Origin of the sequence: Micromonospora sp. NBC_01740, assembly GCF_035920365.1 — a bacterium.
In the GTDB taxonomy this organism is placed as follows: Bacteria; Actinomycetota; Actinomycetes; order Mycobacteriales; family Micromonosporaceae; genus Micromonospora; species Micromonospora reichwaldensis.
In genome coordinates, this window is sequence record NZ_CP109150.1 from 1805916 (window position 1) to 1828523 (window position 22608).

Here is a 22608-nt window from a genome sequence, read left to right on the forward strand (position 1 = left end):
GCTCACTCCTCGGGCGGCAGGTCGCGGGCCGGGACGTCGAGGCGTACCTGGTCGTCGGTGACGGCGGCGATCTGCTCGGCGAGCACGTAGACCGCGCCGGTGCGGACCAGGTCGGTGGAGACCTTCAGGTAGCCGCTGTGCAGCAGCCGGGCCGCCAGGTCGGCCGGCACGTCCGGCTCCTCGACGGCCGTCGACTCGATCAGCTCGTCCAGGCTGCTGCCCGGGTCGGCGGTCGGCGCCTGCACTGTCACCGCGTTGGGATCACCCCGCTGGACCAGGTCGACGGTGCCGAACTCGGTGCCGTCGACGTCGATCACCCGCATGCCCGTGGTGACCCGGGAAACTGTCGCCTGCCGCTCGGTGCCCTGCTGCTCCATCCCGGGGCGGTTCCCGGCCCCCGCTTCGGCTAAACCACCGTCGAGATCTTGGACAGTTGTCGCTCGGGCCGAACGCCAACTGTCCAAGATCTCGGGCGGGGTCCCTCACCAGGACGTTGGAGGGCGGGGGGAGAGTTCGCGCCACGTGTCGGTGCCCTGGAGCAGCGCCCGGACCGTCTCCTCGGCCTCCTCGGCGGTGCCGTACTCGTAGAACCGGGAGACGCCCTCGGAGCCGCCGGCGCGCTGCTCGACGTGCCACCGGTCCGCGTCCACCCGGAGGAAGACGTCGCGCCGGGCCAGCCGGCCCCATTTCCCGTTCCACCAGTGCTTCCGCTGCTCCATGGCGGGACTCTATCGAACAGGCGTACGAAAATGTGTGGCCCCTGCGGGATTCCCGCAGGGGCCGATGTGCGTGCGCCGGGTTCAGCGCCCGGTGGGCGGTTCCTCCCGGCGGCCGAGCACGTCGTCGAGCGCGCCGCGCCGCTGCCCGGGGGTGGTGTGGCCGGCGGCGACCAGGGCGTCACGGATCTCGGTGAGCAGCCGGACCTCCTCGCTCGGCGCCTTCGGCGGCGGCTCCTCGCCCCGCTTGCGCCGCTCGGCCAGCTTGTTCATCGGGTAGACGACCAGGAAGTAGAGCGCCCCCGCGGTGAGCAGGAACGTGATCAGCGCGTTCACGAACGCGATCCAGTCGAAGGCGATGCCGCGGAACATCGGGGCAGTGCCGGCCAGGCCCTTGTCGCTGCCCGTGATGAGCAGCACGAAGACCCGGATCAGCGGTTCCAGGAACGACTTGGTGAGCTGGGTGACCACGCCCGTGAACGCGGCGCCGATGACGACACCGACCGCCAGGTCGACGACGTTGCCGCGCATGATGAAGTCTTTGAAGCCCTTGAGCATCCGTACTCCCGAGGTGTCCGGTCTTCCGTCCGGCACAACCTATGCCCCGGGCGAGGGCTCCAGAAAAGCGCCGGCCTCGATCGCCGCGCGGCCCGGGTCGCCGGCCCGGATCGCCTCGACCAGCCGGGAGTGGTCGACGTAGCGTTCCGGCTCCAGCGCGCCGCCCATCGACTGGGCGATCGTGCTGTGCAGCGCGGCCCCGACCGAGGCGTACAGCTCGGCGAGCATGCCGTTGTGCGCCGCCGCGACCACGGCGGTGTGCAGCGCCGCGTCGGCCGCCACGAACTCGTCGAACCGGCCGTCGCGCCAGGCCGCCTCGCGGGCGGCGAGCGCGCCGTCCAGGGCCGCCAGGTCCTCGGCCGTACGCCTCAACGCGGCGAGCCGGGCGGCCTCCACCTCGAAGGCGCGGCGCACCTCGACCACCTCGGCCATCCGGTCGGCGGTGAGTCGGCGGGCCACCACCGGGGCCAGCTCGTCGGTCGACACCACGTACGTCCCGGAGCCCTGCCGGCACTCCAGCACCCCGGCGTGCACCAGCGCCCGCACCGCCTCGCGGACCGTGTTGCGGCCCACGCCGAGCGCCGCGACCAGCTGCGGCTCGGTGGGGATCCGCCCGCCGACCGGCCACTCGCCGCCGAGGATCCGCTCCCTGAGCTGGGCGATGGTCTGCCGCACCCGGTGGCCCCTGGGCGGCGCGGCGGCGGAATCAACCGACGGTGGCACTGGTTACAACACCTGCCTGAAATTCATCCCATGATTGTAGGTTCGGACACATGACCCCGCCAACCACCGCTGCCGTCGACGCCGGAACCTCACCGCGTTCCGTGCGGGAGGCGATCGCCGGGCCGGACGACGTGCCCGCACCGACGGATGCGACGGCTCCTGCCGCCGGTCCCGTCGGCGCCACCCCCAAGCCGGCCGGACCGGTCGCCGGTGGACTGCTCGTGCTCGTCGGCATGCTGCTCGTGGCGCTCAACCTGCGGGCCGCGATCACCAGCCTCGGCGCCCTGCTCGACGAGGTACGCGGCGGCCTGGCCCTCTCCGGGGCGCTGGCCGGGGTCGTGACCACCCTGCCCGCGGTGGCCTTCGCCGTCTTCGGGTCCCTCACCCCCCGGCTGGTCCGCCGGAACTCCCCGGCCCGGGTGCTGGTGGTGGCGATGCTGATCCTCGCCGCTGGGCAGCTCGTCCGGGTCGGCACGGACTCCGCACTGGTCTTCATCGCCGGCAGCGCCCTCGCGCTGGCCGGGATCGCGGTGGCGAACGTCCTGCTCCCGCTGCTGGTCAAGCAGTACTTCCCGCACCGCATCGGACTGGTCACCGGGGCGTACTCGATGACGTTGACGGTGGGTGCGACGGTGGCCGCCGCGGCGGCGGTGCCGGTGGCGCACCTCTTCGGCACCTGGCGGGCCGGGCTCGCCGTGTGGGCCGGGCTGGCCCTGGTGGCCGTACTCCCGTGGGTGCCGCTGGCGCTGCGGGCGCGTGCGGCCCGACGGGCGGCGACCCCGGCGGCGGTGGCGCCCCGTCCCCGCCGGATCCGGCCGGGGCGGACCCGGCTCGGCTGGGCGATGGCGGTCTACTTCGGGACGCAGTCGCTGGGCGCCTACGCGATCATGGGTTGGCTGGCCCAGCTCTTCCGCGACGCCGGCTACCGGCCGCAGGACGCCGGCCTGCTGCTCGCCGGGGTGACGGCGCTGGGCGTGCCGATCGCCCTGCTGATGCCGACCCTGGCCGGGCGGCTGCGCACCCTGCACCCGCTGGTGCTGGCGCTCTCCGCCGCGATGGCCCTCGCCTACGTCGGGATGGCCGTCGCGCCGCACGACGGGGCGCTGCTCTGGGTGGTGCTGCTCGCGATCGGGCAGAGCGCCTTCCCGATGATCCTGGCCACCATCGGGCTGCGGGCCCGGACCACCGAGGGGACGGTGGCGCTCTCCGCGTTCAGCCAGAGCGTCGGCTACCTCATCGCCGCGCTGGGGCCACTGCTGGTGGGCATCCTCTACGGGACGACCGGCGGCTGGACCGTCCCGCTCGGGTTCCTGCTGGCGGCACTCGCCGTGCAGACCGGCGCGGGCATGGTGATCGCCCGTCCCCGACACATCGAGGACGAGGCGTGAGGAGGAACCGTCAGGAGGTGGCCGGCGTGGGATCGCCGGCCACGGCCTGGTCGACCGTCGGGTAGGTGTGCAGCACCTCGACGAGCCCGCTCACCTCGAGGATGCGCAGCACGCCGCGCTGCGGGGCGGCCAGTCGCACCACGCCGCCGGCCTCGTCGCAGCTGTTCTTGGCCCGGACGAACACCGACAGCCCCGTGGAGTCGCAGAACGAGACGTTCGCCAGGTCGAAGACGAGCCGGCTGCGGCCCTTGTCGAGCAGGTCGGTGATCTGGTCCTGAAGCTGCGGTGCGGTCGCCATGTCCAGCTCGCCCGCGACCGATACGACGACCACGTCGCCGCGCTGTTCCGTGTGCACCGTCAAGGACATTCGCCAGACCTCCTGTTATCGGGGAAACGGTATCCCACGATCGGGGTGGTACGCAGAACGGGAGGCGGTATCCGGTGGCCGTCCTCATTCGTTTGCCCTGCGACAAGTAGCGCTCCGACCTCCGGTGATAGAGTCCGCCGTCGAGGTCGAAGGGGGTCCACCATGGCGTTGAGCGCCGAGGAAAGCGGCCGGCTGGCCGGTCTGCTGACCGGTCACGCCGAGCGGATCATACAGCGCTGGACGGAGATCGCCGCGGGGTCACTGCGCGGGCGACTCAGTCAGGGCGAACTGCGCCGGCAGATGCAGGAGCTGCACTCCAGCATGATCACTGCCAGTGGGCAGGGGGCTGTCGACCTCGACTCCGAGCAGGCCACCGAGCTGCGCGCCGTGCTCTCCGAGCTGTCCCGGGGACGCGCCCGGCAGGGCTTCTCCGCCTCCGAGACCGCGGTCAGCGTGTTCTCGCTCAAGGAGGTGCTGCTGGAGCTGCTGGAGGCCGAGGGCGGCGCCGACACGCTCCGCGACTACGTCGCCTTCTCCGGCCTGATCGACCAGATGGGCCTGTTCACCTTCGAGAGCTTCGTGCGCACCCGCGAGAGCCTCATCGCCGACCAGGCGGAGCAGCTGCTGGAGCTGTCCACCCCGGTGGTGAAGCTCTGGGAGGGCGTGGTCGCCGTGCCGCTGGTCGGCACCCTCGACTCGGCCCGGGCCCAGGTGGTGATGGAGCGGCTGCTCCAGACCCTGGTCGACACCGGCTCGCCCTACGCGATCATCGACATCACCGGCGTGCCGGCGGTGGACACCCAGGTCGCCCAGCACATCCTCAAGACCGTGGTGGCCGCCCGGCTGATGGGCGCCGACTGCATCATCTCCGGCATCCGGCCGCAGATCGCGCAGACCATCGTGGCCCTGGGCATCGAGTTCGGCGACATCGCCACCAAGGCCAGCCTCGCCGACGCGCTGCGGCACGTGCTCCGGCTCACCGGGGTCGAGACCGGCCGCCGCCAGCGCCGGGAGGCCTGATGGAGCGGGTGCCGATCCTCAAGATCGGCGACATCCTGCTGGTCTCCATCCAGGTCGACATGTCCGACCAGACGGCCGTCCAGCTCCAGGAGGACCTCGCGGAGCGGATCGTCGCCACCGGCTGCCACGGCGTGATCATCGACATCACCGCCCTGGACATCGTCGACTCCTTCGTCGGGCGGATGCTGTCGACCATCGCGTCGATCTCCAAGGTGCTCGACGCGGAGACGGTCGTGGTCGGGATGCGTCCCGCCGTCGCCATCACCCTGGTCGAGCTGGGCCTGTCGCTCAACGGCATCCGGACGGCGCTCAACGTCGAGCGGGGCATGGAGCTGATCGCGGCGGCCCACGCCGACGAGCACGAGCTCGCGTTCGACGACGAACCGGACGCCGAGACGACGGCGTTGTCATGACCGCCGGAGTCGACCTGGGCCAGCCGCAGGCGCAGGCGATCCGCAGCGACGAGGACGTGGTACGCGTCCGGCAGTTGGTGCGTACGGTGTCGGTGGCGGTCAAGCTCTCGCTGGTCGACCAGACCAAGGTCGTCACCGCGGCGAGCGAACTGGCCCGCAACACCCTGGTGTACGGCGGCGGCGGCTCGGTCGAGGTGGCCACGGTGGACAACGGCCGGCGGCGGGGCGTGCGGATCGTCTTCGCCGACTCCGGCCCGGGCATCGCCGACCTCGACCTGGCGCTGACCGACGGCTACACCACCGGCGGCGGGCTCGGCCTCGGGCTCAGCGGCGCACGCCGGCTGGTCGACGAGTTCGACATCCAGACCGCCCCGGGTGAGGGAACCCGGATCACGGTCACCAAATGGTCCCGATGAACGACGACGCGGTCCCCGACCGTGGAGTCTGGTACCGGGTCGAGAACGGCAGCGCGGCCAGCACGGCGCGTCGGGCCGCCGAGCGGCTCGGCGCCCAGCTCGCCCTGGGCGACGCCCGGATCGCCGACCTGTCCATCGTCGCCGCCGAGCTGACCAGCAACCTGGTCAAGCACGCCGACGACGGTGTCCTGCTGCTGCGGCCGGTCCGGCGCGACGGGGAGGCCGGCGTGGAGCTGGTCGCCCTCGACACCGGGCCGGGAATGGCCGACCTCACCGCCTCCTCGCAGGACGGGCACTCCACCGTCGGGACCCTCGGCATCGGCCTCGGCGCGATCGTCCGACAGGCCAGCTGGTTCGACGGCTACTCCCGGCCGGAGCGCGGCACGGTCCTCGCCGTACAGGTCTGGCCGAAGCCCGACGGCGGGCACGAGCGGCCCTGGGTCGGCGCGCTCAGCCGGCCGCTGGCCGGGGAGTCGGTCAGTGGCGACGGGTACGCGTGGCGGATCGTCGAGGGCCGGCGCCAGGTGCTGGTCTGCGACGGCCTGGGACACGGGCCGCTCGCCTCCGCCGCCACCGACGCCGCGCTCGACGCGTTCCGCAAGGCGCCGGTGGGGGCGCCGTCGGCGGTCGTCGCCCACCTGCACCGCTCGATGTCGCACACCCGGGGCGCGGCGCTGGCCGTGGCCGAGCCAAACCCGTCGGCCGGGGTGCTGCGCTACTCGGGGCTGGGCAACATCTCCGCCGCCGTGATCGGCGCCGACGGCAAGCGGCGGGGTCTGGTCTCGCTGCCCGGCATCGCCGGGCACCAGCGCCCCTCGGTCCGGCAGTACGACTACCCCTTCGAGGCCGACGCCCTGCTGGTCATGCACAGTGACGGGGTGGTCGACCGCTGGCAGTTCGCCGACTATCCCGGTCTCGCCGACCGGTCGCCCCTGGTGGTGGCCGCGACGGTGCTGCGTGACGCCGGCACGCGCCGCGACGACGCCTGCGTCCTGGCCGTCCGGGCATGGTCGTGACCGGACCCACCGGGGCGCCGCTGCTGACGATGGCGCTGCGGGTCGAACACGACATCTTCGTCGTCCGGCAGCGGGGCCGTGAGGTCGCCGCCGTGGTGGGCCTGGAGCACCAGGACCAGGTACGCATCGCCACGGCGCTCAGCGAGGTCGCCCGGGACCTGCTGCACTCGGTCGGCGGGGCGGAGGTGGCATTCGTCCTCGTCGACGACGCCGTCGACGGCAGGCGTCACCTGCGGGTGGACCTCGTCCCGGTGCGCCCGCTGCCCGGCGGGCGGTACGAGCCGCAGTCCGGCGCGGTGGCGCGGTTGGTGGACAAGTTGGGCGTGGTGACCGGGGAGGGGGTTACGGTCGTGAGGATGTCCCGACGTGTCCCGGTCACCGCAGAGGTGCTGACCCCCGAGCGTCTCGCCGAGCTGCGCTCCGAGCTCGACCGGAACGCCCCGGGCAGCGCCCTGGACGAGCTGACCGCCCAGAACGCCCAACTGATCGCCGCCCTCGACGAGGTACGCAGCCAGCGCGACGAGCTGGCCGTCCTGAACGAGGAACTGGAGGAGACCAACCGCGGGGTGATGGCGCTCTACAACCAGCTCACCGAGGAGCTGGAGGAGACCAACCGCGGGGTGGTGGCCCTCTACGCCGAGCTCGACGAGAAGTCCGCCCAGCTGCGCGCGGCCAGCGAGTCGAAGAGCCGCTTCCTGGCGAACGTCAGCCACGAGCTGCGGGCGCCGGTCACCGCGATCATGGGCCTGGGCCGGCTGCTCGGCGACTCCGCCTCCGACCCGCTCACGGCCGAGCAGGCCCGCCAGGTCGGGCTGATCCGTTCCTCGGCGGGCGACCTCCTCACGCTCGTCAACGAGCTGCTCGACCTGGCCAAGGCCGAGTCGGGCCGGATCGAGCCCGACTGGACCGAGGTCGACCTGCGGCCGGTCTTCGGCCAGTTGCGCGGCACGCTACGGGCCCTGGCCACCCGGCCCGACGTGGAGCTGGTGGTGGAGGAGCCGCCCGTTCCGGCGACGCTGCGTACGGACGAGGTGCTGCTCGCCCAGGTCCTGCGCAACCTGCTGCACAACGGGCTCAAGTTCACCGAGCGCGGGGAGGTCCGGCTGCGGGCGGAGCGGCGGGACGAGCGCTGGTCGCTCATCGTCTCCGACACCGGCGCGGGCATCCCCCCGGAGCTGCACGAGCGGATCTTCGAGGAGTTCTACCAGGTGCCCGGCGCGACCCGGGTCGGCGGCACGGGCCTCGGCCTGCCGTACGCCCGACGGCTGGTGACCCTGCTCGGCGGCAGCCTCGTGGTGTCCAGCGAGCCGGGCCGGGGCAGCACGTTCACCGTCACCCTGCCCGTGGGAGGAGCGTGACGTGGAGGGCGGCCCGGCGACGGTCCTGGTGGTCGACGACAGCCCCACCAAGCGCTACCTCCTGGTGAGCTGGCTCTCCCGGGCGGGCTTCGCGGTGCTGGAGGCCGAGAACGGCGCCGAGGCGCTGGCCCGGGTCGGGGTGGACCCGATCGACCTCGTGGTGCTCGACGTGCGGCTGCCGGACCTGAACGGCTTCGAGGTCTGCGAGCGGATCAAGGCGGCGCATCCGGCGATGCCGGTGATCCACGTGTCCGCGCACGCGGTGGATGTGGTGGACCGGGCGCAGGGGCTCACCCGGGGCGCGGACGCGTACCTGGCGGAGCCGATCGAGCCGGAGGAACTGGTCGCCACCTCCCACGCGGTGCTGCGTTACTACCGGGCCCGACAGCGCGCGGAACTGCTCGCCGAACGGCTCCTCGGCCTGGCCGACACCACCGTGGCGGTGCACTCCGCGCCGAACTTCGCGCGGCTGCTGGAGGCGGCGGCGGCCGGGGCCGCGCAGATCTTCAGGAGCCCGGCCGCCGTGATCGCCGAGACGTTCGACGGCGACTGTCTCGCCGGGACCGCGGACGGCCCCGACGGCACGGCCACGATCGTCCCGTGGGTCGTCGACGACACCGGGGTGCCGACCGGGACGACGGTCCGGGTGGACGATCCGGCCGCCTGGGGCCTGGTCGACTGGCCGGCGGACGACACGGTCACGGTGGCCGCCACCCGGCTGCGCGAGGACCGGGCGCCGCTCTACGTCGTCGTGCCCACCGCCACGCAGACCGCCCACACCCCCGTGCTGCGGCAGCTCGCCCAGGCCGTGGCGGCGGCCGTGGAGGCGCAGCGCTCCTTCGACGAGGAGCACCGCATCGCGGTCACCCTCCAGCGCAGCCTGCTGCCCCGCCGGATACCGCAGGTCAACGGGCTCGACCTGGCCGTGCGCTACGAGCCGGCGAGCGCGCAGACCGAGGTGGGGGGCGACTTCTACGAGCTGGTGATGCTCGACGGTCACCTGCTGCTGGCGATCGGCGACGTGGCCGGGCACTCGCTGCACGCCGCGACGGTGATGGCCGAGCTGCGGCACGCGGTGCGGGCGTACGCGGTGGAGGGGCACCAGCCGGGCGAGATCCTGCACCGGGTCAACGAACTCATGCGCACCCTGCTCCCCAACGAGCTGGCCACGATCTGCGTGCTGCTGCTGCACCCGCCCAGCGGCCGGGTGCGGCTGGCCAGCGCCGGGCACCTGCCGCCGGCGCTCAGCCTCGACGGCAAGGTGGAGTTCGTGCAGCACTCGGCCCCGCTGCTCGGGGTCCGCGCCCCCCGGCCGCCCGACCTGGAGTTCGTGCTGCCGGCCGGGGCGACGCTGGTGTTCTACACCGACGGACTGATCGAGCGGCGGGACAACACCATCGACGACGGGCTGGCCGCCCTGGCCGTGGCCGCCACCCGGGTCGACGACGACCTGGACCGGTTCTGCGAACGGCTCCTGGTCGAGCTGGCTCCGTCGGAGATCCACGACGACGTCGCCGTGGTGGCCCTCCGCCGCAACTGAGCCGGCCTCGCGCGGGGCGGCGACGTCGGGGCCACCCTCGTACCCTGAGCTGATGGCCACGAAGACTGGTGATCTGCTCGCAGCCGCGGCACCCCGTGCCGTCGCGGTGGTCCGGGGCGTCTCGGACGACCAACTGGACCTGCCGACCCCGTGCAGCGACTACGCCGTGCGCGACCTGCTCAACCACCTCTACGACGTGGTGGTCAACTTCCAGGCCCTCGCCGGCAGGGGGCAACCGGAGTGGGCGGAGAAGCCCGACCACCTGGCCGAGGGCTGGCGGGACCGGTTCGAGGCGGAGACCGCGAAACTGGTCGAGGCGTGGTCGGACCCGGCCGCGCTGGAGGGCGTCTCGCCCGGGATGGGGCTGCCGCAGGAGACGGTCGGCACCATGGTGCTGCTCGACCTGACGGTGCACGCCTGGGACCTGGCCGTCGCCACCGGGCAGCCGTTCCGCCCCGCGCCGGAGGCGCTGCCCCCGCTGTACGCCCTGACCGAGCAGATGGGCCCGATGGCCCGGAAGCAGGGCGTCTTCGGGGAGTTGGTGGGGACGTCGTCGTCGGACGCCCCGGAGATCGACCGTCTGCTCGCCCTGACCGGCCGGGACCCGGGCTGGTCGGCGGGCGCCTGACCTCGAAGCGCCACCAGGCCCGCGCGGCACCCCCGCCGCGCGGGCCTCCTTGACAGTCACTATTCACCGGGTGAATAGTGACGCGGTGTCCACACCGCACGTGTTGCTGGGCCTGCTGGCCGCCGGCAACCGGCACGGCTACGAGCTGAAGCGCGCCCACGACGAGCGCCTGCCCCGCGCCAAGCCGCTGGCCTTCGGGCAGGTCTACTCGACCCTCGGCCGGTTGCAGCGGGACGGCCTGGTGGCACCCGCCGGGCAGGAACGCGAAGGCGGTCCCGACCGCACCGCGTACTCGCTGACCGCCGACGGCCGGGCCGCGCTCCAGCGGTGGCTCGCCGAGGTCGAGCCACCGATGCCGTACGTCACCAGCACGCTCTTCGCCAAGGTGGTCGTGGCGCTGCTGGTGGCCGACGCGGAGCGGGCCCGGACCTACCTCGTCGCCCAGCGGCAGGCCCACACCGAGCGGCTGCGCGAGCTGACCGCGGTGAAGACGGCGCCCTCGGCCAGCCTCGACGACATCGTCGCGGCCGACTTCGCCATCGCCCATCTCGACGCCGACCTGCGGTGGTTGCAGACCACCCTGGGCCGCGTCGCCGACTGGCACCGGGAGGTGCACTCGTGACGCAACTTCAGGCTCGCGGCGTGGTCAAGGCCTACGGGCGGACACCCGCGCTGCGCGGCGTCACCGTCGACGTCGCCGAGGGGGAGATCGTCGCCGTCACCGGCCCGAGCGGCTGCGGCAAGTCCACCCTCCTGCACTGCCTCGCCGGCATCCTGCGTCCGGACGCCGGCGAGGTGAGCTGGAATGGGCACCGGATCGACACCTGGTCCGAGGCGGCACGATCCAGGCTGCGGCGCACGGAGTTCGGGGTGCTCTTCCAGTTCGGCCAGCTCGTCGCCGAACTGACCGCCGCCGAGAACGTCGCCCTTCCGCTGCTCCTCGCCGGCACCCGGCGGCGGGAGGCGCGGACGGCGGCGCTGTCCTGGATGGACCGGCTCGGCGTGGCCGACCTGGCCGACGTCCGGCCGGGCGAGATGTCCGGCGGGCAGCAGCAGCGCTGCGCGATGGCACGGGCGCTGGTCACCGAGCCCCGGGTGCTCTTCGCCGACGAGCCGACCGGCGCGCTGGACACGCTCACCGGCGAGCAGGTGCTCATCCAACTGGTCCGGCTCGCCCGCGAGCAGCGGACGTCGGTCGTCCTGGTCACCCACGAGCCGCAGATCGCCGCGTACGCCGACCGCGAGGTCATCCTCCGCGACGGCATGGTCGACCACACCGGGCTCGGCCTCGACACCCCGCTGCCGGGCAGCCGCCGGTGAGACCGTCGACGCTGGTACGCCTCGCCCTGGCCGGCACCCGCACCGACACCGCCCGGGTGGCGCTGACCGCGCTCAGCGCCGCCCTGGCCACCCTCGTCGCCCTCGCCGCGTTCACCGTGCTGGCCATCCCCACCCCGCCCGCCACCGACGGCAACGGCAACGGCAGCCGTTGGTCCCACCAGTACGCCAACCAGCTGCTCGTCGAGCCGGGGCTGCGCGGCGGCACGGCCTTCGCCCTGCTGCTGCTCATGATTCCCGTGCTGGCGTTGGCCGGGCAGTGCGCCCGGCTCGGCGCCCCGGCGCGGGACCGCCGACTGGCCGCGTTCCGGCTGGCCGGCGCCACCCCCGGCCAGGTGACCCGGATCGCCGTGCTGGAGGCCGGCCTGGCGAGCCTGCTCGGCACGCTGGCCGGCGCGTCGGTCCACTTCGTCGGCCGGGAGCTGCTCGACCGGCCCGACGCCCGGGGCCGGCTCGTCCTCCCCACCGACGTGCTGCCCACCCCCGGCGTGCTGGTGGCGGTGCTGGCGGGGCTGCCGGTCGTGGCGGCACTGGCCACCGCGCTGATGCTGCGCCGGGTGAGCACGACCCCGTTCGGCGTGCTGCGTACGCACCGCCGGGAACGCGGCCCCCGACCCTGGGCGGGCGTCCTCATCGGCGCCGGGCTGGCCGCCTTCGTCGCCGTCGAACCGGTCACCCGCCTCTACGACCGGCGCGACACCGACCCGCCGTCCTGGCTGGTGCCGGCGCTGCTGGTCAGCGGCGGGCTGGCCGCGATGATCGGGGTGGTCGTCGGCACCGGCTGGATCTCCTGGACGGTCGGGCGGATGCTGCACCGCTACGCCCGAGGGCCGGCCGCGCTGCTCGCCGCCCGCCGGTTGACGGCCGACCCGTGGGCGGGCAGCCGCACCTTCGCCGCCCTGCTGGCCGCGGTGCTCCTCGGCGCGGGCGCGGCCGGGCTGCGGGAGTACTTCGTCGCGGCGGGCGAGCTGAGCCGCCGGACCGGTGGCGGACTGGCCGGCGACGACGGCTTCTACCTGCGGACCATGGACCTGGTGGACCTGGCGGTGGCGGTGGCCATGCTGGTCGCCGCCGGTGGGCTGGTCGTCGCGATGGTGGAGGGGATCACCGCCCGGCGGCGCGCGTACGCGGCCCTGGTGGCGACCGGGGTGCCCCGGCCCACGCTCGGCCGGTCCATCGCCTGGCAGTCGCTGGCCCCCGCCGTGCCGGCGGTGGCCGTCGCGCTGGCCGTGGGCCTGCTGCTGGCCCGGGGGCTGTTCCGCACGCCGACCGCAGAGCACTACAACGAGGTCTGCGACGCCACCGCGCAGCTCTGCGCCGACCCCGCCACCCGGGCGCGCCACACCCGGGTCGTGGCGATGCCGGACGTGACCGTGCCGCCCGACGTACCGCTGGAACAGCTGGCCCTGCTCGGGGCCGGCGCCCTGGCGGGGGTGCTGGCGACGGTCGGCGTCGGCCTGCTCTTCCTGCGCGCGAGCACGGCCGTCGAGGAACTGCGGGTGACCTGAGCCGGGCGCGGGACGGCCCCGGTGCCGCGTCAGGCGGCGAACAGGCCGGCGGAGAGCGCGAGCAGTGTCCCGGCGGCGGCGGAACAGCAGCACACCAGCAGGAACGCGACCACCGCGAGGATCGCCCAGACGCGCCGGTCGCGCGCCGCCGCCCGCCACCCCGACGCCGGTACGCCCTCGGCCGGCTCGTCGTCGTCCACCTCGCCGGCCCCGGTCACCCGGGCAGTCTAGGTGCTGCGGGGCCGGCGGTCCTGGCCATCGCCGTGCGGCGGCGGGCGGGTCAGCCGGTGCCGGCCATCGCCGCGAGGCGGCGGGCGAGCACGACGACGGACTCCCGCAGCTCCGGAGGCTCCAGCACCTCCGCCTCGAAGCCCAGCCGGGCCGCGTGCATGGCCAGCCAGTCCAGGTCGTCCCCGCCGATGGCGAGCACGCACCACCCGTCGCGATCGTCCTCGACGCGCCCCACCTGGGGCGGCACCAGCTTCCGCACCTGGTCGGGGTGGGCGCGCAACCGCACCCGGGCGAGATAGCGGTACGGCGCCCCGGTCACGGACCGCTGCACGTAGGCGACCGGATCCGGATGCTCCCTCGCGTGGAAGCGCCAGGTCGTCGCCGCCACCTCGCGCATCCGGTCCAGCCGGAAGGTGCGCCAGTCGGCGCGGTCGACGTCCCAGGCCATGAGGTACCAGCGGCGGCCGGTCGTGACCATCCGCACCGGCTCGACCGTGCGCTCGTGCTCCCCGCCGTCGCGGCCGGCGTACCGGAACCGGACCCGCACGGCGTCGCGGCAGGCCCGCGCGAGCGTCACCAGCAGCTCCGCGTCGATCTCGACCGCCGGGCCGACGAGGGTCTCGGTGGCGCCGTGCACGGCCCGCACCTCGGCGCGCAGCCGGGCCGGCATCACCTGGTCGAGCTTCGTGAGGGCCCGCAGGGCCGCCTCGCCCGACCCGGTGACCGTGCCTCCCGAGGCCAGCCGCAGGGAGACCGCCGTCGCGATCGCCTCCTCGTCGTCGAGGAGCAGCGGCGGCAGCCGGGTGCCCGCGCCGAGCTGGTAGCCGCCGCCGACGCCCGCCGTCGCGTGCACGGGGTAGCCGATCGCGCGCAGCCGCTCCACGTCGCGGCGTACGCAGCGGTCGGTGACCCCCAGCTCGGCGGCCAGCTCGGTGGCGGTCCAGGACGGCCGTCGCTGCAACAGCGCCAGCAGGCGCAGCACCCGCTCGGTCGTCGCTTCCACGGTCACCGGCTCATCGTTGCACGGATAACGGAACGATCCTGTCCGCTATCCACGGGAGGCTGGGGCCATGACCGACCAGACCTGGAACCCCCTGCTCCGTGACCAGCTCGCCTGGCACTGGGCCAACCAGTTGCGCGACCGCCTCGACGGGCTCACCGACGACGAGTACTTCTGGGAGCCGGCACCCGGCTGCTGGAACGTGCGCCCGCGCGGCACCAGCGCCGCGCCGGTGCAGGCGGGGGCCGGCGCGATGACCATCGACTTCGCGATGCCGACACCCGACCCGGCACCGTTCACGACGATCGCCTGGCGACTCGGGCACGTGATCGTCGGCGTGCTCGCCGTACGCAACGCCACGCACTTCGGCCGCCCGCCCACCGACTACCAGTCGTTCGAGTACGCCCCGACCGCGACCGAGGCGCTCGACCAGCTCGACACCGAGTACGCCGCGTGGCAGACCGGGGTCGAGTCCCTCGGCGAGAGCGGCCTCGCCCGGCGCTGCGGGGAGGCCGAGGGCCCGTACGCCGAGCGTTCCCTGGCGGAGCTGGTGCTGCACATCAACCGCGAGATGATCCACCATCTGTCCGAAGTGTGCCTGCTGCGCGACCTCCACCTGCACACTCATGGGCAGACCCGACAGGAGGCGAGCTGAGATGGCGCGCGACGTCCAGATCACTTTCGACTGCGCCGACCCGGCCGGGTTGGCAACGTTCTGGGCCGATGTCCTCGGCTACCAGTTGCAGGCCCCGCCCGGCGGCTTCGAGACGTGGGAGCAGGCACTGGAGGCGATGGGCGTGCCGCCCGAGAACCGCAACGACGCCTCGGGGTTGGTCGACCCTGAGGGCGCCCGGCCGCGGCTGTTCTTCCAACGGGTACCGGAGGGCAAGCAGGCCAAGAACCGCGTACACCTCGACGTGCGGGCCGCCCCCGGGCTGGAGGGTGACGCGCGGATGGCGGCCCTGGAGGCCGAGGCCGAGCGGCTCGTGTCCCGCGGCGCCACCCGGCTCCGGCGCCACGAGCCCGAACCCCCGCTCGGCGCCGGCCACATCGTGATGGCCGATCCCGAGGGCAACGAGTTCTGCCTCGACTGATCGGCCGCGCGATCGGGCAGGATGGGCCGATGGAGCTGGTCTCGATCGACGACGTCCGAAACGCCGCCGCCGACATCGTGGGCATCGTGTCGCGTACCCCGCTGCTGCGCACCGGATGGGACCCGGAGCTGTGGCTCAAGCCGGAGAGCCTGCAACCGGTGGGGTCGTTCAAGCTGCGCGGCGCGACCCACGCGGTCGCCCGGCTGACGCCCGAGGAGCGGGCGCGCGGGGTGGTCACCCACTCCTCCGGCAACCACGGCCTGGCCCTGGCGTACGCGGCCCGCGCGGCCGGCGTGCCGTGCCGGATCGTGGTGCCCGAGGGCGCCCCGGCCGCGAAGGTGGACCGGATCCGGGCGCTGGGCGTCGAGGTGCTGCTGGTGCCGCCGCCGCAACGCGGGCCGGAGGCGGAGCGGATCGCCGCGACGACGGGTGCGGTGCTGGTGCCGCCCTTCGACGACCGGCGTGTCATCGCCGGGCAGGGCACGGTCGGGCTGGAGATCGTCGAGGACCTGCCCGACGTCGACGTGGTGCTGGTGCCCGTGGGCGGCGGCGGGCTCTCCTCCGGCGTCGCGACCGCGGTCACCGCCCTGCGCCCGGCGGCGACGGTGATCGGCGTCGAGCCGGAACTCGCCGCCGACGCGCGGGAGTCGCTGGCGGCCGGGTCGGTGGTGGCGTGGGGCGAGGAGCGCACCTACCGGACGATGGCCGACGGGCTGCGCCTGCCGCCGTCCGAGCTGACCCTCGCCCACCTGCGGGCACGGCTCGACCGCATCGTCACGGTGACCGAGGAGGAGATCCGCGCCGCGATGGGCCGGCTGGTCTCCGACGCCCGCCTGGTGGTGGAGCCGAGCGGCGCGGTGGCGGTGGCCGCCCGGCTGTTCCGCGCCGCCGAGCTGCCGCCCGGCCGTACGGTCGCCGTGGTCACCGGCGGCAACGTCGACCCGGCGGTGCTGGCGGGCGTCCTGCGCTGAGCGGGCGTCGGGGAGGGCCCTCGTCGGTGCTGGCCCTCCCCGACCCCGTTCAGGCGCGGGCGAGGCGGTCGAGGATCCAGGCGTTGACGAACGCCTCCTCGCGCCAGGAGTCGTAACGGCCGCTGGGACCGCCGTGGCCGGCGCCCATCTCGGTCTTCAGCAGGTAGTCGCCCTGCGGGGCGACCGCCCGCAGCCGGGCGATCCACTTCGCCGGCTCGTGGTAGAGCACCCGGGTGTCGTTGAGGCTGGTCACCGCGAGGATCGCCGGATAGTCCACCGCCCGCACGTTCTCGTACGGCGTGTAGGACTTCATGTAGGCGTAGACCTCCGGGTCGGCCAGCGGGTTGCCCCACTCCTCCCACTCGGTGACGGTCAGCGGCAGCGACGGGTCGAGGATCGAGGTGAGCGCGTCCACGAAGGGCACCTGCGCGACGATCCCGGCGAACGCGTCCGGGGCGATGTTGGCGACCGCCCCCATCAGCAGCCCGCCGGCCGAGGCGCCCCGGGCCACGAGCCGGTCGCTGGTCGTCCAGCCCGCCTTGACCAGGTGCCGGGCGCAGGCCACGAAGTCGGTGAACGTGTTCTTCTTGGCCAGCAGCTTGCCCTGGTCGTACCAGCTGCGGCCCAGCTCGCCGCCGCCCCGGGTGTGCGCGACGGCGAAGATGACGCCCCGGTCCAGCAGGGAGAGCCGGGCGACGGAGAACCACGGGTCCATGCTCGCCTCGTACGAGCCGTAGCCGTAGATCACGCAGGGGGCGGAGCCGTCCTTCGGCGTGCCGGCCCGGCAGACCAGCGAGACCGGCACCCGGGTCCCGTCGTCGGCGAGCGCCCAGTCGCGGTGCTGCTCGTAGTCGGCCGGGTCGTACGCCCGCCCGTCCGGCCCGGGCTTCACCGGCTTCTGCCGGCGCAGCACCATCTGCCGGGTGACCAGGTCGTAGTCGTAGACCGAGTCGGGGGTGACCAGCGAGGCGTAGCGGAGCCGGATCTGCCCGGTGCGGTATTCCGGGTTGTCGTGCAGGCCGACGCTGTAGAGCGGCTCCGGGAAGTCGATGTCGAAGGCGTCGCCGCCGCCGACGGGCAGCACCCGCAGCCCGGTCAGCCCGTTGGTGCGCAGCGAGACGACCAGGTGGTCGGCGAAGGCGTCGACCGCCTCCAGTCGGGTGCCGGGCGAGTGCTCGATGAGCGGCACCCAGTCGCCGGGCGCGTCCGCCGACGTGTACGCCAGCGCGAAGTCCTCCGCGCCGTCGTTGTGCAGGATCAGGAAGCGGTGCCCGTGGTGCTCGACGGTGTATTCGACGCCCTGCCGCCGGGGCGCCACGGAGGCCGGCGCGCCGGTCGGGTTGCCGGCCGGGATCACCAGCACCTCGCTGGTGATCTTGCTGTGCACGTCGATGAGGACGAACCGCTCCGAGCGGCTCAGCTCCACGCCGACCCAGAACCGCTCGTCGTCCTCCTGGTAGACCACCACGTCCTCGGTGGACGCCGTGCCCAGGGTGTGCCGCCAGACCCGGTTGGGGCGCCACGTCTCGTCCACCGTCACGTAGAACAGCACGGAGGCGTCGGTGGACCAGGCGGTGCCGTAGAACGTGTCGGGCACCTCGTCGGGCAGCAGCTCGCCGGTGGACAGGTCCTTGACCCGCAGCGTGAACCGCTCGTCGCCGGAGAAGTCCGTGGAGTAGGCCAGCCACCGCCCGTCCGGGCTGACGTCGAACGCGCCGAGCGCGAAGAAGTCGTGCCCCTCGGCGAGCAGGTTGCCGTCGAGCAGCACCTCCTCGCCGTCGAGCGGCGCGCCGTCCGCGCTGACCGGCGGCTCGGTCTCGCCGTCCCGGACCGCCCGGCGGCACTGCACGCCGTACTGCTGGCCCTCGACCGTCCTGGTGTAGTACCAGTAGCCGCCCTTGCGGCCGGGCACCGACAGGTCGGTCTCCTGGGTGCGCCGGCGGATCTCCTCGAACAGGTCGGCGCGCAGCCCTTCGAGGTGCGCCGTCCGGGCCTCGGTGTACGCGTTCTCGGCGGTCAGGTAGGCGATCGTCTCCGGGTCGTCCTTGCCGGTGAGCCAGGCGTACTCGTCGACGACGGTGTCGCCGTGGTGGGTGCGCTCGCTGGGCACCCGCTTCGCCGTGGGCACGGGGGTCTCGGTGGTCACGGCGCCACGTTACCGGCCGCCCGCCGCCCGCCGCGCGGCCTCGTCGGCGACCCGCCGCCCCATCTTTCGAACATGTGTACGATGGCCGGCATGGCGGCTGCAGCGAGTTCCACCGACCGGCCCGGAGCCCTCGACATCACGCGGCGGTTGACGGAGATCTGCGGCCCGCCGTTCGCCCGCTTCGCCGGCCCCGCCGACGAGGTGGCCGGCTGCCCGGCCCGCTGGGTGGCCGTCCCGGGCGGCACGCGCGCGGCGGCGGAGGTGCTGCGGCTCGCCGCCCGGCACGACCTGACGGTGGTGCCGCGCGGCGCCGGCACGAAGATCGACTGGGGTGCCGCCCCCGACCGGGTGGACATCATGCTCGACACCGGCCGGCTCGCCGGGATCGGGCACGAGCCGGTCGGCGCGCCCACGACCGAGGTCGGGGCGGGCACCCCGCTGCGCGCGGTGCAGGCCACTCTGGACCGCACCGGGCAGCGCCTGGCGCTCGACGCCCCCTCGCCCGGGGCCACCCTCGGCGGCGTGCTCGCCGCCGGCGAGGCGGGACCGCTGCGGCACCGCCACGGCAGCCCCTGCGACCAGCTCGTCCGGGTGCGCTACCTCGACGGTGACGGCGAGCTCGTCGACGCCGGGGGCGGCGTGGCCGGGCTGGAGCTGGCCCGGCTGCTCTGCGGCTCGCAGGGGGCGCTCGGCGTGCTGGTCTCCGCGACCCTGCGGGTGCAGGCCGTCCCGGCCGGCCGGATCTGGGTCAGCCGACCGGTGTGGACCCCGCTGGAGGTGCACGACCTGGTCCGCACCGTGCTCGCCGCGCGCCTCGACCCGGCGGCGGTCGAGCTGGACCTGCCGGCCGGCGCGGGACCCCGGCCGCGCCAGGGCAGCCGGGCCGCCGCGATGGCCGCGCACCCGTCCATGGCGGGGCGCGCCGGCGGCGGCCCGGCCGGCGCCGGTCGGCTGGTGGTGTTGCTGGAGGGCGGCCCGGCCGATGTCGCCGAGCGCGCAGACCGGCTCGTCGCGCTCCTCGGCCCGGGCGCGGGCGCCAGCCACGCCGCGCCCGAGTGGTGGCGGCGCTATCCGTTCGGCCCGGGCGACACGGCGCTGCGCATCGAGGTGCCGATCGCCGACCTGCACGCCGCCGTCTACGCGCTGCGGGACGCCGCCGGCGGCCCCGTCCCGGTGCGCGGCTCCGCCGGCCTCGGCGTGGTGCACGCGGCCCTGCCCGCTGCCATGTCCCCCGACCGGGTGGCGTCGATCCTGGCCGCCGTCCGGGGCGTGCTCCTCGCCCGGCAGGGCCGGTGCGTGGTGGTCTCCGCGCCGGCGGCCGTCCGGCGGGCCGTCGACCTGTGGGGCGAGCTGGCCGGGCTGGCCCGACTGCGCGCGGCCAAGGAGCACCTCGATCCCCACCGCCGCCTCGCCCCGGGCCGCCTCCCGGGCGGCCTCTGACCACTCCGGCCAGCTCCCGGCGCGAGCGGGGCGGGACGGCGGCGCGGCCGGGGTCGCGCGCGGCTCAGTCCAACCACCATCGGTGCAGGTCGGCGCCGACCGGCGTGAAACGGCTCGCGGCCACGACCACCGCGCCGACGGTCAGGGCGAGCAGCACCCGCCACGTGCGGCGGGACATGGCCGACCGGTCCCGGGCCAGCAGGACCACGGCGTGGACCGCCAGCAGCGGCCCGGCAACCAGGCCGGCGAGGTAGAGCAGCGACACCGCGCCGTACAGCCAGGTGAGGGGGTTCGCTCCGCTCAGGCCGAACGGCACCAGGTCCTTCGGGTCGTACGCCCCGCTGCGCATCTCCTCGGGGCCGACCCCGGCGGCGGCCATCCGGCCGACCCAGAGCGCGAGGACGACGACGAAGGCGGCGGTGAGCGCCGACTGGGCGGCGAGGACGCTGCGCAGCAGCGGCGGCCGCTCGGCAGATGCATGGACGGTGCTCGACATGCGGTCAACCTAGCGAACTCCTCCGGCGGCGTCGGCCGGTCCGCCTGCTCGACCGGCCGTCCGTACCGGTGCCCACCGCCGCGATCGCCCGGCCCGATGGCGGCGTGCCGGCCCGTTGACGCCGTACGTGCCGCGACCCGTGCCGGCCCGGCGACCGCTGCTCAGGTCGCGTCGTTGCGGAGCACCAGAATGGCGATGTCGTCGCGGGGCGCCTCGGCCGAGAAGCCGATCGCCGTCGAGCGGAGCCGGGCCGCGATCACGTCGGCCGGGTAGCCGGCCAGCGGGGCGGCGGCGTCACGCAGCCGCTCGGTGCCGAACAGCTCCCGGCCGCGCCGCCGCTCGGTGACACCGTCGGTGTAGAAGACCAGCGAGTCCCCCGGGGCGAGCGGCACCTCGGCCGTCGGGGAGGCGATCGAGTCGAGCAGGCCGAGCGCGGTGCCGCCGATGCCGACGAAACGCGCCCCGCCGCCGGCGGGCAGCAGCACCGGCCGGTCGTGGCCGGCGAGGTGCAGGGAGACGTCGAGCCGGTCGCCGTCGCCGGGGCCGACCGCCGCCAGGGCCAACGTGCAGTAGCGCCCGCCGCCCCGCTCGAGCAGCGTCTCGTTGACCCGGGCCAGCGCCTCCGGCAGCGGCTTGCCGTCGCCCACCAGCACCCGGATGACGTCGCGGACCAGGCCGGTGACCGTCGCCGCCTGCACCCCCTTGCCCGAGACGTCGCCGATCACCACCAGCCAGCGGCCGTCCGGCAGGGGCACCACGTCGTAGAAGTCGCCGCCGACGTCGACGTCACCGCCGGTCGGGACGTACTCGGCGGCGAAGCCGATGCTCTCGACCACGGGAAGCACCGGCGGCAGCAGCGACTGCTGGAGGGTGTGCGCGACGCGCCGGCGCTCGGCGTGGATCCGGGCGTTCTCGATCGCCAGCGCCGACCGCCGGGCGACGTCCTCCAGCACGGCGACCTCGTCCGGGTCGTGCCGGTGTCGCTGGTGCCGGCCGACGGCCAGGGTGCCCAGCCGCTGACCCCGCGCGATCAACGGGACGGCGAAGCCCTCCATCGGCGCGCCGAGTGGCACCTGGGTGCCGTTGCGGGACGCCTCGCGCAGCCGGGCCTGGACCGAGTCCGGGCCGGTCTCCGCGAGCACCTGGTGCAGCTGGGGCAGCACCGACTCGTCGGCGTGGCTGGCCGCCGCGAGGCGGAGCCGGCCCCACTCGTCGGTCGTGTGGACCGCGCACCACTGCCCGAGCCGGGGCACCACGAGCTGGGGGACGAGCGCCATGGTCAACTCGACGTCCAGCGACTGCGCGAGCAGCTCGCTAGCCTCGGCGAGGAAGGTCAGCCAGGCCTGCCGGCGGACGTCCGCCCGGCGCAGCCGGTCGTTCTCCAGGTGCAGCGAGAGCCGCTCGGCCATCAGCACGGCCAGCGGTCGCGCGTACGCCGACGGTGCCGCGTCCAGCACCAGTTCACCGGTGTACGGCCGGTGCACGGCCAGCGCCACCCGGAGCAGCTCGTTGCCGGGCCGGGGCTGGCGGCCGTACCGGGCCAGCACCTGGGTGCCCTGCCCGTCCCCCCGGTCCAGCCGCACGACCCCGCCCGCCGCGCCGACCATCTCCGCCACCCGGGTGAGCAGGCTGGTCGCGAAGTCGGGCAGCGGATCCTCGGCGTACGGGTCGGGGGTGGTCTGCATCAGCTCGCTCATGGCCCCGGCGCTCGGCGCGGAGCTCTCCGGGGTCGCCGGTGCGCCGCCTCCGGCGGTCGCCGCGGCGGGTACCCGCGCGTGCCGGGTGCCCGTGGCCGGGCCGGGCAGGTCCAGCCGGAACCACACCCCCTTGCCGGTGGGCAGGTAGGTGGTGCCCCAGCGGCTGGCGAAGTGGTCGACCAGCAGCAGCCCCCGGCCGCGCTCGGAGACCTCGTCGATGTCGGTGGCGTCGTTGCGGACCCCGACGGTCAGCTCCTCCACCGGGCCGGCGGCGAAATCGGACACGGTGACGGTGATCCCGACCGGGTCGGCGACCACCTCGACGTCCAGTTCGGTGCGGGCGTGCTCCACCGCGTTGGTGGAGAGTTCGGTGGTGAGCAGCATGGCCTCGTTGGCCAGTTGGTCCAGGTGGGCCTCGGTGAGGACGGACCGCACGAGGGCCCGAGCCGCGGCCGGCGTACGCCGGTCTGCGGGGAGCCGGACGCGCCGGACGTGCTCGTCTCGGCCCCCGGTCGCCGCGGGCCCCGCCTCCGCTGACACCCCC

General features: G+C 74.5%; 25 protein-coding genes. 15 read left to right on the forward strand and 10 right to left on the reverse strand.

Annotated elements, in window-relative coordinates:
* Positions 1–2 precede the first annotated feature (2 nt).
* The 4 genes from OG989_RS08715 to OG989_RS08730 form a co-directional block, all read right to left on the reverse strand.
* Positions 3–377: a hypothetical protein gene (locus OG989_RS08715; protein ID WP_132232266.1), complete on the reverse strand. Its 375-nt coding sequence runs from the start codon at positions 375–377 to the stop codon at positions 3–5.
* A 105-nt stretch (positions 378–482) separates the two neighbouring features.
* Entirely contained in the window at positions 483–719 is a 237-nt protein-coding gene (locus OG989_RS08720; protein WP_151452591.1) for a hypothetical protein, read from the reverse strand.
* 81 nt (positions 720–800) lie between these two features.
* Positions 801–1274: a large conductance mechanosensitive channel protein MscL gene (mscL, locus tag OG989_RS08725; RefSeq protein WP_151452592.1), complete on the reverse strand. Its 474-nt coding sequence runs from the start codon at positions 1272–1274 to the stop codon at positions 801–803.
* A gap of 39 nt (positions 1275–1313) precedes the next feature.
* Positions 1314–1997: a FadR/GntR family transcriptional regulator gene (locus OG989_RS08730; RefSeq protein ID WP_327030223.1), complete on the reverse strand. Its 684-nt coding sequence runs from the start codon at positions 1995–1997 to the stop codon at positions 1314–1316.
* A 50-nt stretch (positions 1998–2047) separates the two neighbouring features.
* Between OG989_RS08730 and OG989_RS08735 the strand changes: the two genes are divergently transcribed.
* The gene (locus tag OG989_RS08735; protein ID WP_327030224.1) at positions 2048–3385 is read left to right on the forward strand and encodes an MFS transporter; all 1338 of its coding nucleotides are present in this window, start codon (positions 2048–2050) and stop codon (positions 3383–3385) included.
* A 10-nt stretch (positions 3386–3395) separates the two neighbouring features.
* Here the strand turns inward: OG989_RS08735 and OG989_RS08740 are convergent, their stop codons facing one another.
* A complete protein-coding gene (locus OG989_RS08740; protein ID WP_091624489.1) occupies positions 3396–3752 on the reverse strand; it encodes an STAS domain-containing protein in 357 nt (118 codons plus the stop codon).
* A 162-nt stretch (positions 3753–3914) separates the two neighbouring features.
* On the opposite strand from OG989_RS08740, the gene OG989_RS08745 reads away from it, so the two are divergent.
* From OG989_RS08745 to OG989_RS08790, 10 genes are all read left to right on the forward strand, one after another.
* Positions 3915–4772, forward strand: coding sequence for an STAS domain-containing protein (locus OG989_RS08745; protein WP_327030225.1), 858 nt, complete (start codon positions 3915–3917; stop codon positions 4770–4772).
* Positions 4772–5185 carry an STAS domain-containing protein gene (locus tag OG989_RS08750; protein WP_101413704.1) on the forward strand — a complete coding sequence of 138 codons (414 nt, stop codon included), beginning with the start codon at positions 4772–4774 and terminating at the stop codon, positions 5183–5185. Before OG989_RS08745 ends, OG989_RS08750 begins: the two co-directional genes overlap by 1 nt.
* Positions 5182–5601: an ATP-binding protein gene (locus OG989_RS08755; RefSeq protein WP_151452596.1), complete on the forward strand. Its 420-nt coding sequence runs from the start codon at positions 5182–5184 to the stop codon at positions 5599–5601. The genes OG989_RS08750 and OG989_RS08755 overlap by 4 nt, the downstream gene beginning before the upstream one ends.
* Positions 5589–6617 (forward strand): SpoIIE family protein phosphatase, encoded by a 1029-nt coding sequence (locus OG989_RS08760; RefSeq protein WP_442791915.1) that lies wholly within the window; start codon positions 5589–5591, stop codon positions 6615–6617. The genes OG989_RS08755 and OG989_RS08760 overlap by 13 nt, the downstream gene beginning before the upstream one ends.
* Positions 6608–7975, forward strand: coding sequence for an ATP-binding protein (locus OG989_RS08765; protein ID WP_151452597.1), 1368 nt, complete (start codon positions 6608–6610; stop codon positions 7973–7975). Before OG989_RS08760 ends, OG989_RS08765 begins: the two co-directional genes overlap by 10 nt.
* Position 7976: 1 nt before the next feature.
* On the forward strand, positions 7977–9515 hold the full coding sequence (locus OG989_RS08770) for a SpoIIE family protein phosphatase (RefSeq protein ID WP_151452598.1): 1539 nt from the start codon (positions 7977–7979) through the stop codon (positions 9513–9515).
* A 52-nt stretch (positions 9516–9567) separates the two neighbouring features.
* Positions 9568–10143 (forward strand): TIGR03086 family metal-binding protein, encoded by a 576-nt coding sequence (locus OG989_RS08775; RefSeq protein ID WP_327030227.1) that lies wholly within the window; start codon positions 9568–9570, stop codon positions 10141–10143.
* Positions 10144–10228: 85 nt separating this feature from the next.
* Positions 10229–10765 carry a PadR family transcriptional regulator gene (locus OG989_RS08780; RefSeq protein WP_327030228.1) on the forward strand — a complete coding sequence of 179 codons (537 nt, stop codon included), beginning with the start codon at positions 10229–10231 and terminating at the stop codon, positions 10763–10765.
* Positions 10762–11463, forward strand: a complete 702-nt coding sequence (locus OG989_RS08785) for an ABC transporter ATP-binding protein (protein ID WP_151452601.1) — start codon at positions 10762–10764, stop codon at positions 11461–11463. Before OG989_RS08780 ends, OG989_RS08785 begins: the two co-directional genes overlap by 4 nt.
* Positions 11460–12989, forward strand: coding sequence for an FtsX-like permease family protein (locus tag OG989_RS08790; RefSeq protein ID WP_327030229.1), 1530 nt, complete (start codon positions 11460–11462; stop codon positions 12987–12989). The genes OG989_RS08785 and OG989_RS08790 overlap by 4 nt, the downstream gene beginning before the upstream one ends.
* A 29-nt stretch (positions 12990–13018) precedes the next feature.
* Here the strand turns inward: OG989_RS08790 and OG989_RS08795 are convergent, their stop codons facing one another.
* Together OG989_RS08795 and OG989_RS08800 are read right to left on the reverse strand one after the other, a co-directional pair.
* Positions 13019–13207: a hypothetical protein gene (locus OG989_RS08795; protein WP_151452603.1), complete on the reverse strand. Its 189-nt coding sequence runs from the start codon at positions 13205–13207 to the stop codon at positions 13019–13021.
* Positions 13208–13269: 62 nt separating this feature from the next.
* Positions 13270–14229 carry a helix-turn-helix transcriptional regulator gene (locus tag OG989_RS08800; RefSeq protein ID WP_327030230.1) on the reverse strand — a complete coding sequence of 320 codons (960 nt, stop codon included), beginning with the start codon at positions 14227–14229 and terminating at the stop codon, positions 13270–13272.
* A 61-nt stretch (positions 14230–14290) separates the two neighbouring features.
* On the opposite strand from OG989_RS08800, the gene OG989_RS08805 reads away from it, so the two are divergent.
* The 3 genes from OG989_RS08805 to OG989_RS08815 are packed head-to-tail and all read left to right on the forward strand — an operon-like array spanning position 14291 to position 16285.
* Positions 14291–14875, forward strand: coding sequence for a DinB family protein (locus tag OG989_RS08805; RefSeq protein WP_151452604.1), 585 nt, complete (start codon positions 14291–14293; stop codon positions 14873–14875).
* A gap of 1 nt (position 14876) precedes the next feature.
* A complete protein-coding gene (locus tag OG989_RS08810) occupies positions 14877–15314 on the forward strand; it encodes a VOC family protein (RefSeq protein ID WP_151452605.1) in 438 nt (145 codons plus the stop codon).
* A gap of 29 nt (positions 15315–15343) precedes the next feature.
* The gene (locus tag OG989_RS08815; RefSeq protein ID WP_327030231.1) at positions 15344–16285 is read left to right on the forward strand and encodes a threonine ammonia-lyase; all 942 of its coding nucleotides are present in this window, start codon (positions 15344–15346) and stop codon (positions 16283–16285) included.
* Positions 16286–16334: 49 nt separating this feature from the next.
* On the opposite strand, the gene OG989_RS08820 is transcribed toward OG989_RS08815, so the two are convergent.
* A complete protein-coding gene (locus OG989_RS08820; RefSeq protein ID WP_151452607.1) occupies positions 16335–18431 on the reverse strand; it encodes a S9 family peptidase in 2097 nt (698 codons plus the stop codon).
* A 90-nt stretch (positions 18432–18521) separates the two neighbouring features.
* On the opposite strand from OG989_RS08820, the gene OG989_RS08825 reads away from it, so the two are divergent.
* Positions 18522–19871, forward strand: a complete 1350-nt coding sequence (locus tag OG989_RS08825) for an FAD-binding oxidoreductase (RefSeq protein WP_327030232.1) — start codon at positions 18522–18524, stop codon at positions 19869–19871.
* Between the two features lie 64 nt (positions 19872–19935).
* On the opposite strand, the gene OG989_RS08830 is transcribed toward OG989_RS08825, so the two are convergent.
* On the reverse strand, positions 19936–20367 hold the full coding sequence (locus OG989_RS08830; protein WP_327030233.1) for a hypothetical protein: 432 nt from the start codon (positions 20365–20367) through the stop codon (positions 19936–19938).
* Positions 20368–20528: 161 nt separating this feature from the next.
* Positions 20529–22604, reverse strand: a complete 2076-nt coding sequence (locus OG989_RS08835) for a SpoIIE family protein phosphatase (RefSeq protein ID WP_327030234.1) — start codon at positions 22602–22604, stop codon at positions 20529–20531.
* Positions 22605–22608: the final 4 nt, after the last annotated feature.

Coding starts and splice junctions, on each gene's coding strand:
- OG989_RS08765 (WP_151452597.1), top strand. CDS start 6,608: ATGGTCGTGACCGGACCCACCGGGGCGCCGCTGCTGACGATGGCGCTG.
- OG989_RS08745 (WP_327030225.1), top strand. CDS start 3,915: ATGGCGTTGAGCGCCGAGGAAAGCGGCCGGCTGGCCGGTCTGCTGACC.
- OG989_RS08825 (WP_327030232.1), top strand. CDS start 18,522: ATGGCGGCTGCAGCGAGTTCCACCGACCGGCCCGGAGCCCTCGACATC.
- OG989_RS08755 (WP_151452596.1), top strand. CDS start 5,182: ATGACCGCCGGAGTCGACCTGGGCCAGCCGCAGGCGCAGGCGATCCGC.
- OG989_RS08775 (WP_327030227.1), top strand. CDS start 9,568: ATGGCCACGAAGACTGGTGATCTGCTCGCAGCCGCGGCACCCCGTGCC.
- OG989_RS08720 (WP_151452591.1), bottom strand. CDS start 719: ATGGAGCAGCGGAAGCACTGGTGGAACGGGAAATGGGGCCGGCTGGCC.
- OG989_RS08740 (WP_091624489.1), bottom strand. CDS start 3,752: ATGTCCTTGACGGTGCACACGGAACAGCGCGGCGACGTGGTCGTCGTA.
- OG989_RS08810 (WP_151452605.1), top strand. CDS start 14,877: ATGGCGCGCGACGTCCAGATCACTTTCGACTGCGCCGACCCGGCCGGG.
- OG989_RS08735 (WP_327030224.1), top strand. CDS start 2,048: ATGACCCCGCCAACCACCGCTGCCGTCGACGCCGGAACCTCACCGCGT.
- OG989_RS08805 (WP_151452604.1), top strand. CDS start 14,291: ATGACCGACCAGACCTGGAACCCCCTGCTCCGTGACCAGCTCGCCTGG.
- OG989_RS08715 (WP_132232266.1), bottom strand. CDS start 377: ATGGAGCAGCAGGGCACCGAGCGGCAGGCGACAGTTTCCCGGGTCACC.
- OG989_RS08750 (WP_101413704.1), top strand. CDS start 4,772: ATGGAGCGGGTGCCGATCCTCAAGATCGGCGACATCCTGCTGGTCTCC.
- OG989_RS08815 (WP_327030231.1), top strand. CDS start 15,344: ATGGAGCTGGTCTCGATCGACGACGTCCGAAACGCCGCCGCCGACATC.
- OG989_RS08830 (WP_327030233.1), bottom strand. CDS start 20,367: ATGTCGAGCACCGTCCATGCATCTGCCGAGCGGCCGCCGCTGCTGCGC.
- mscL (WP_151452592.1), bottom strand. CDS start 1,274: ATGCTCAAGGGCTTCAAAGACTTCATCATGCGCGGCAACGTCGTCGAC.
- OG989_RS08760 (WP_442791915.1), top strand. CDS start 5,589: ATGGTCCCGATGAACGACGACGCGGTCCCCGACCGTGGAGTCTGGTAC.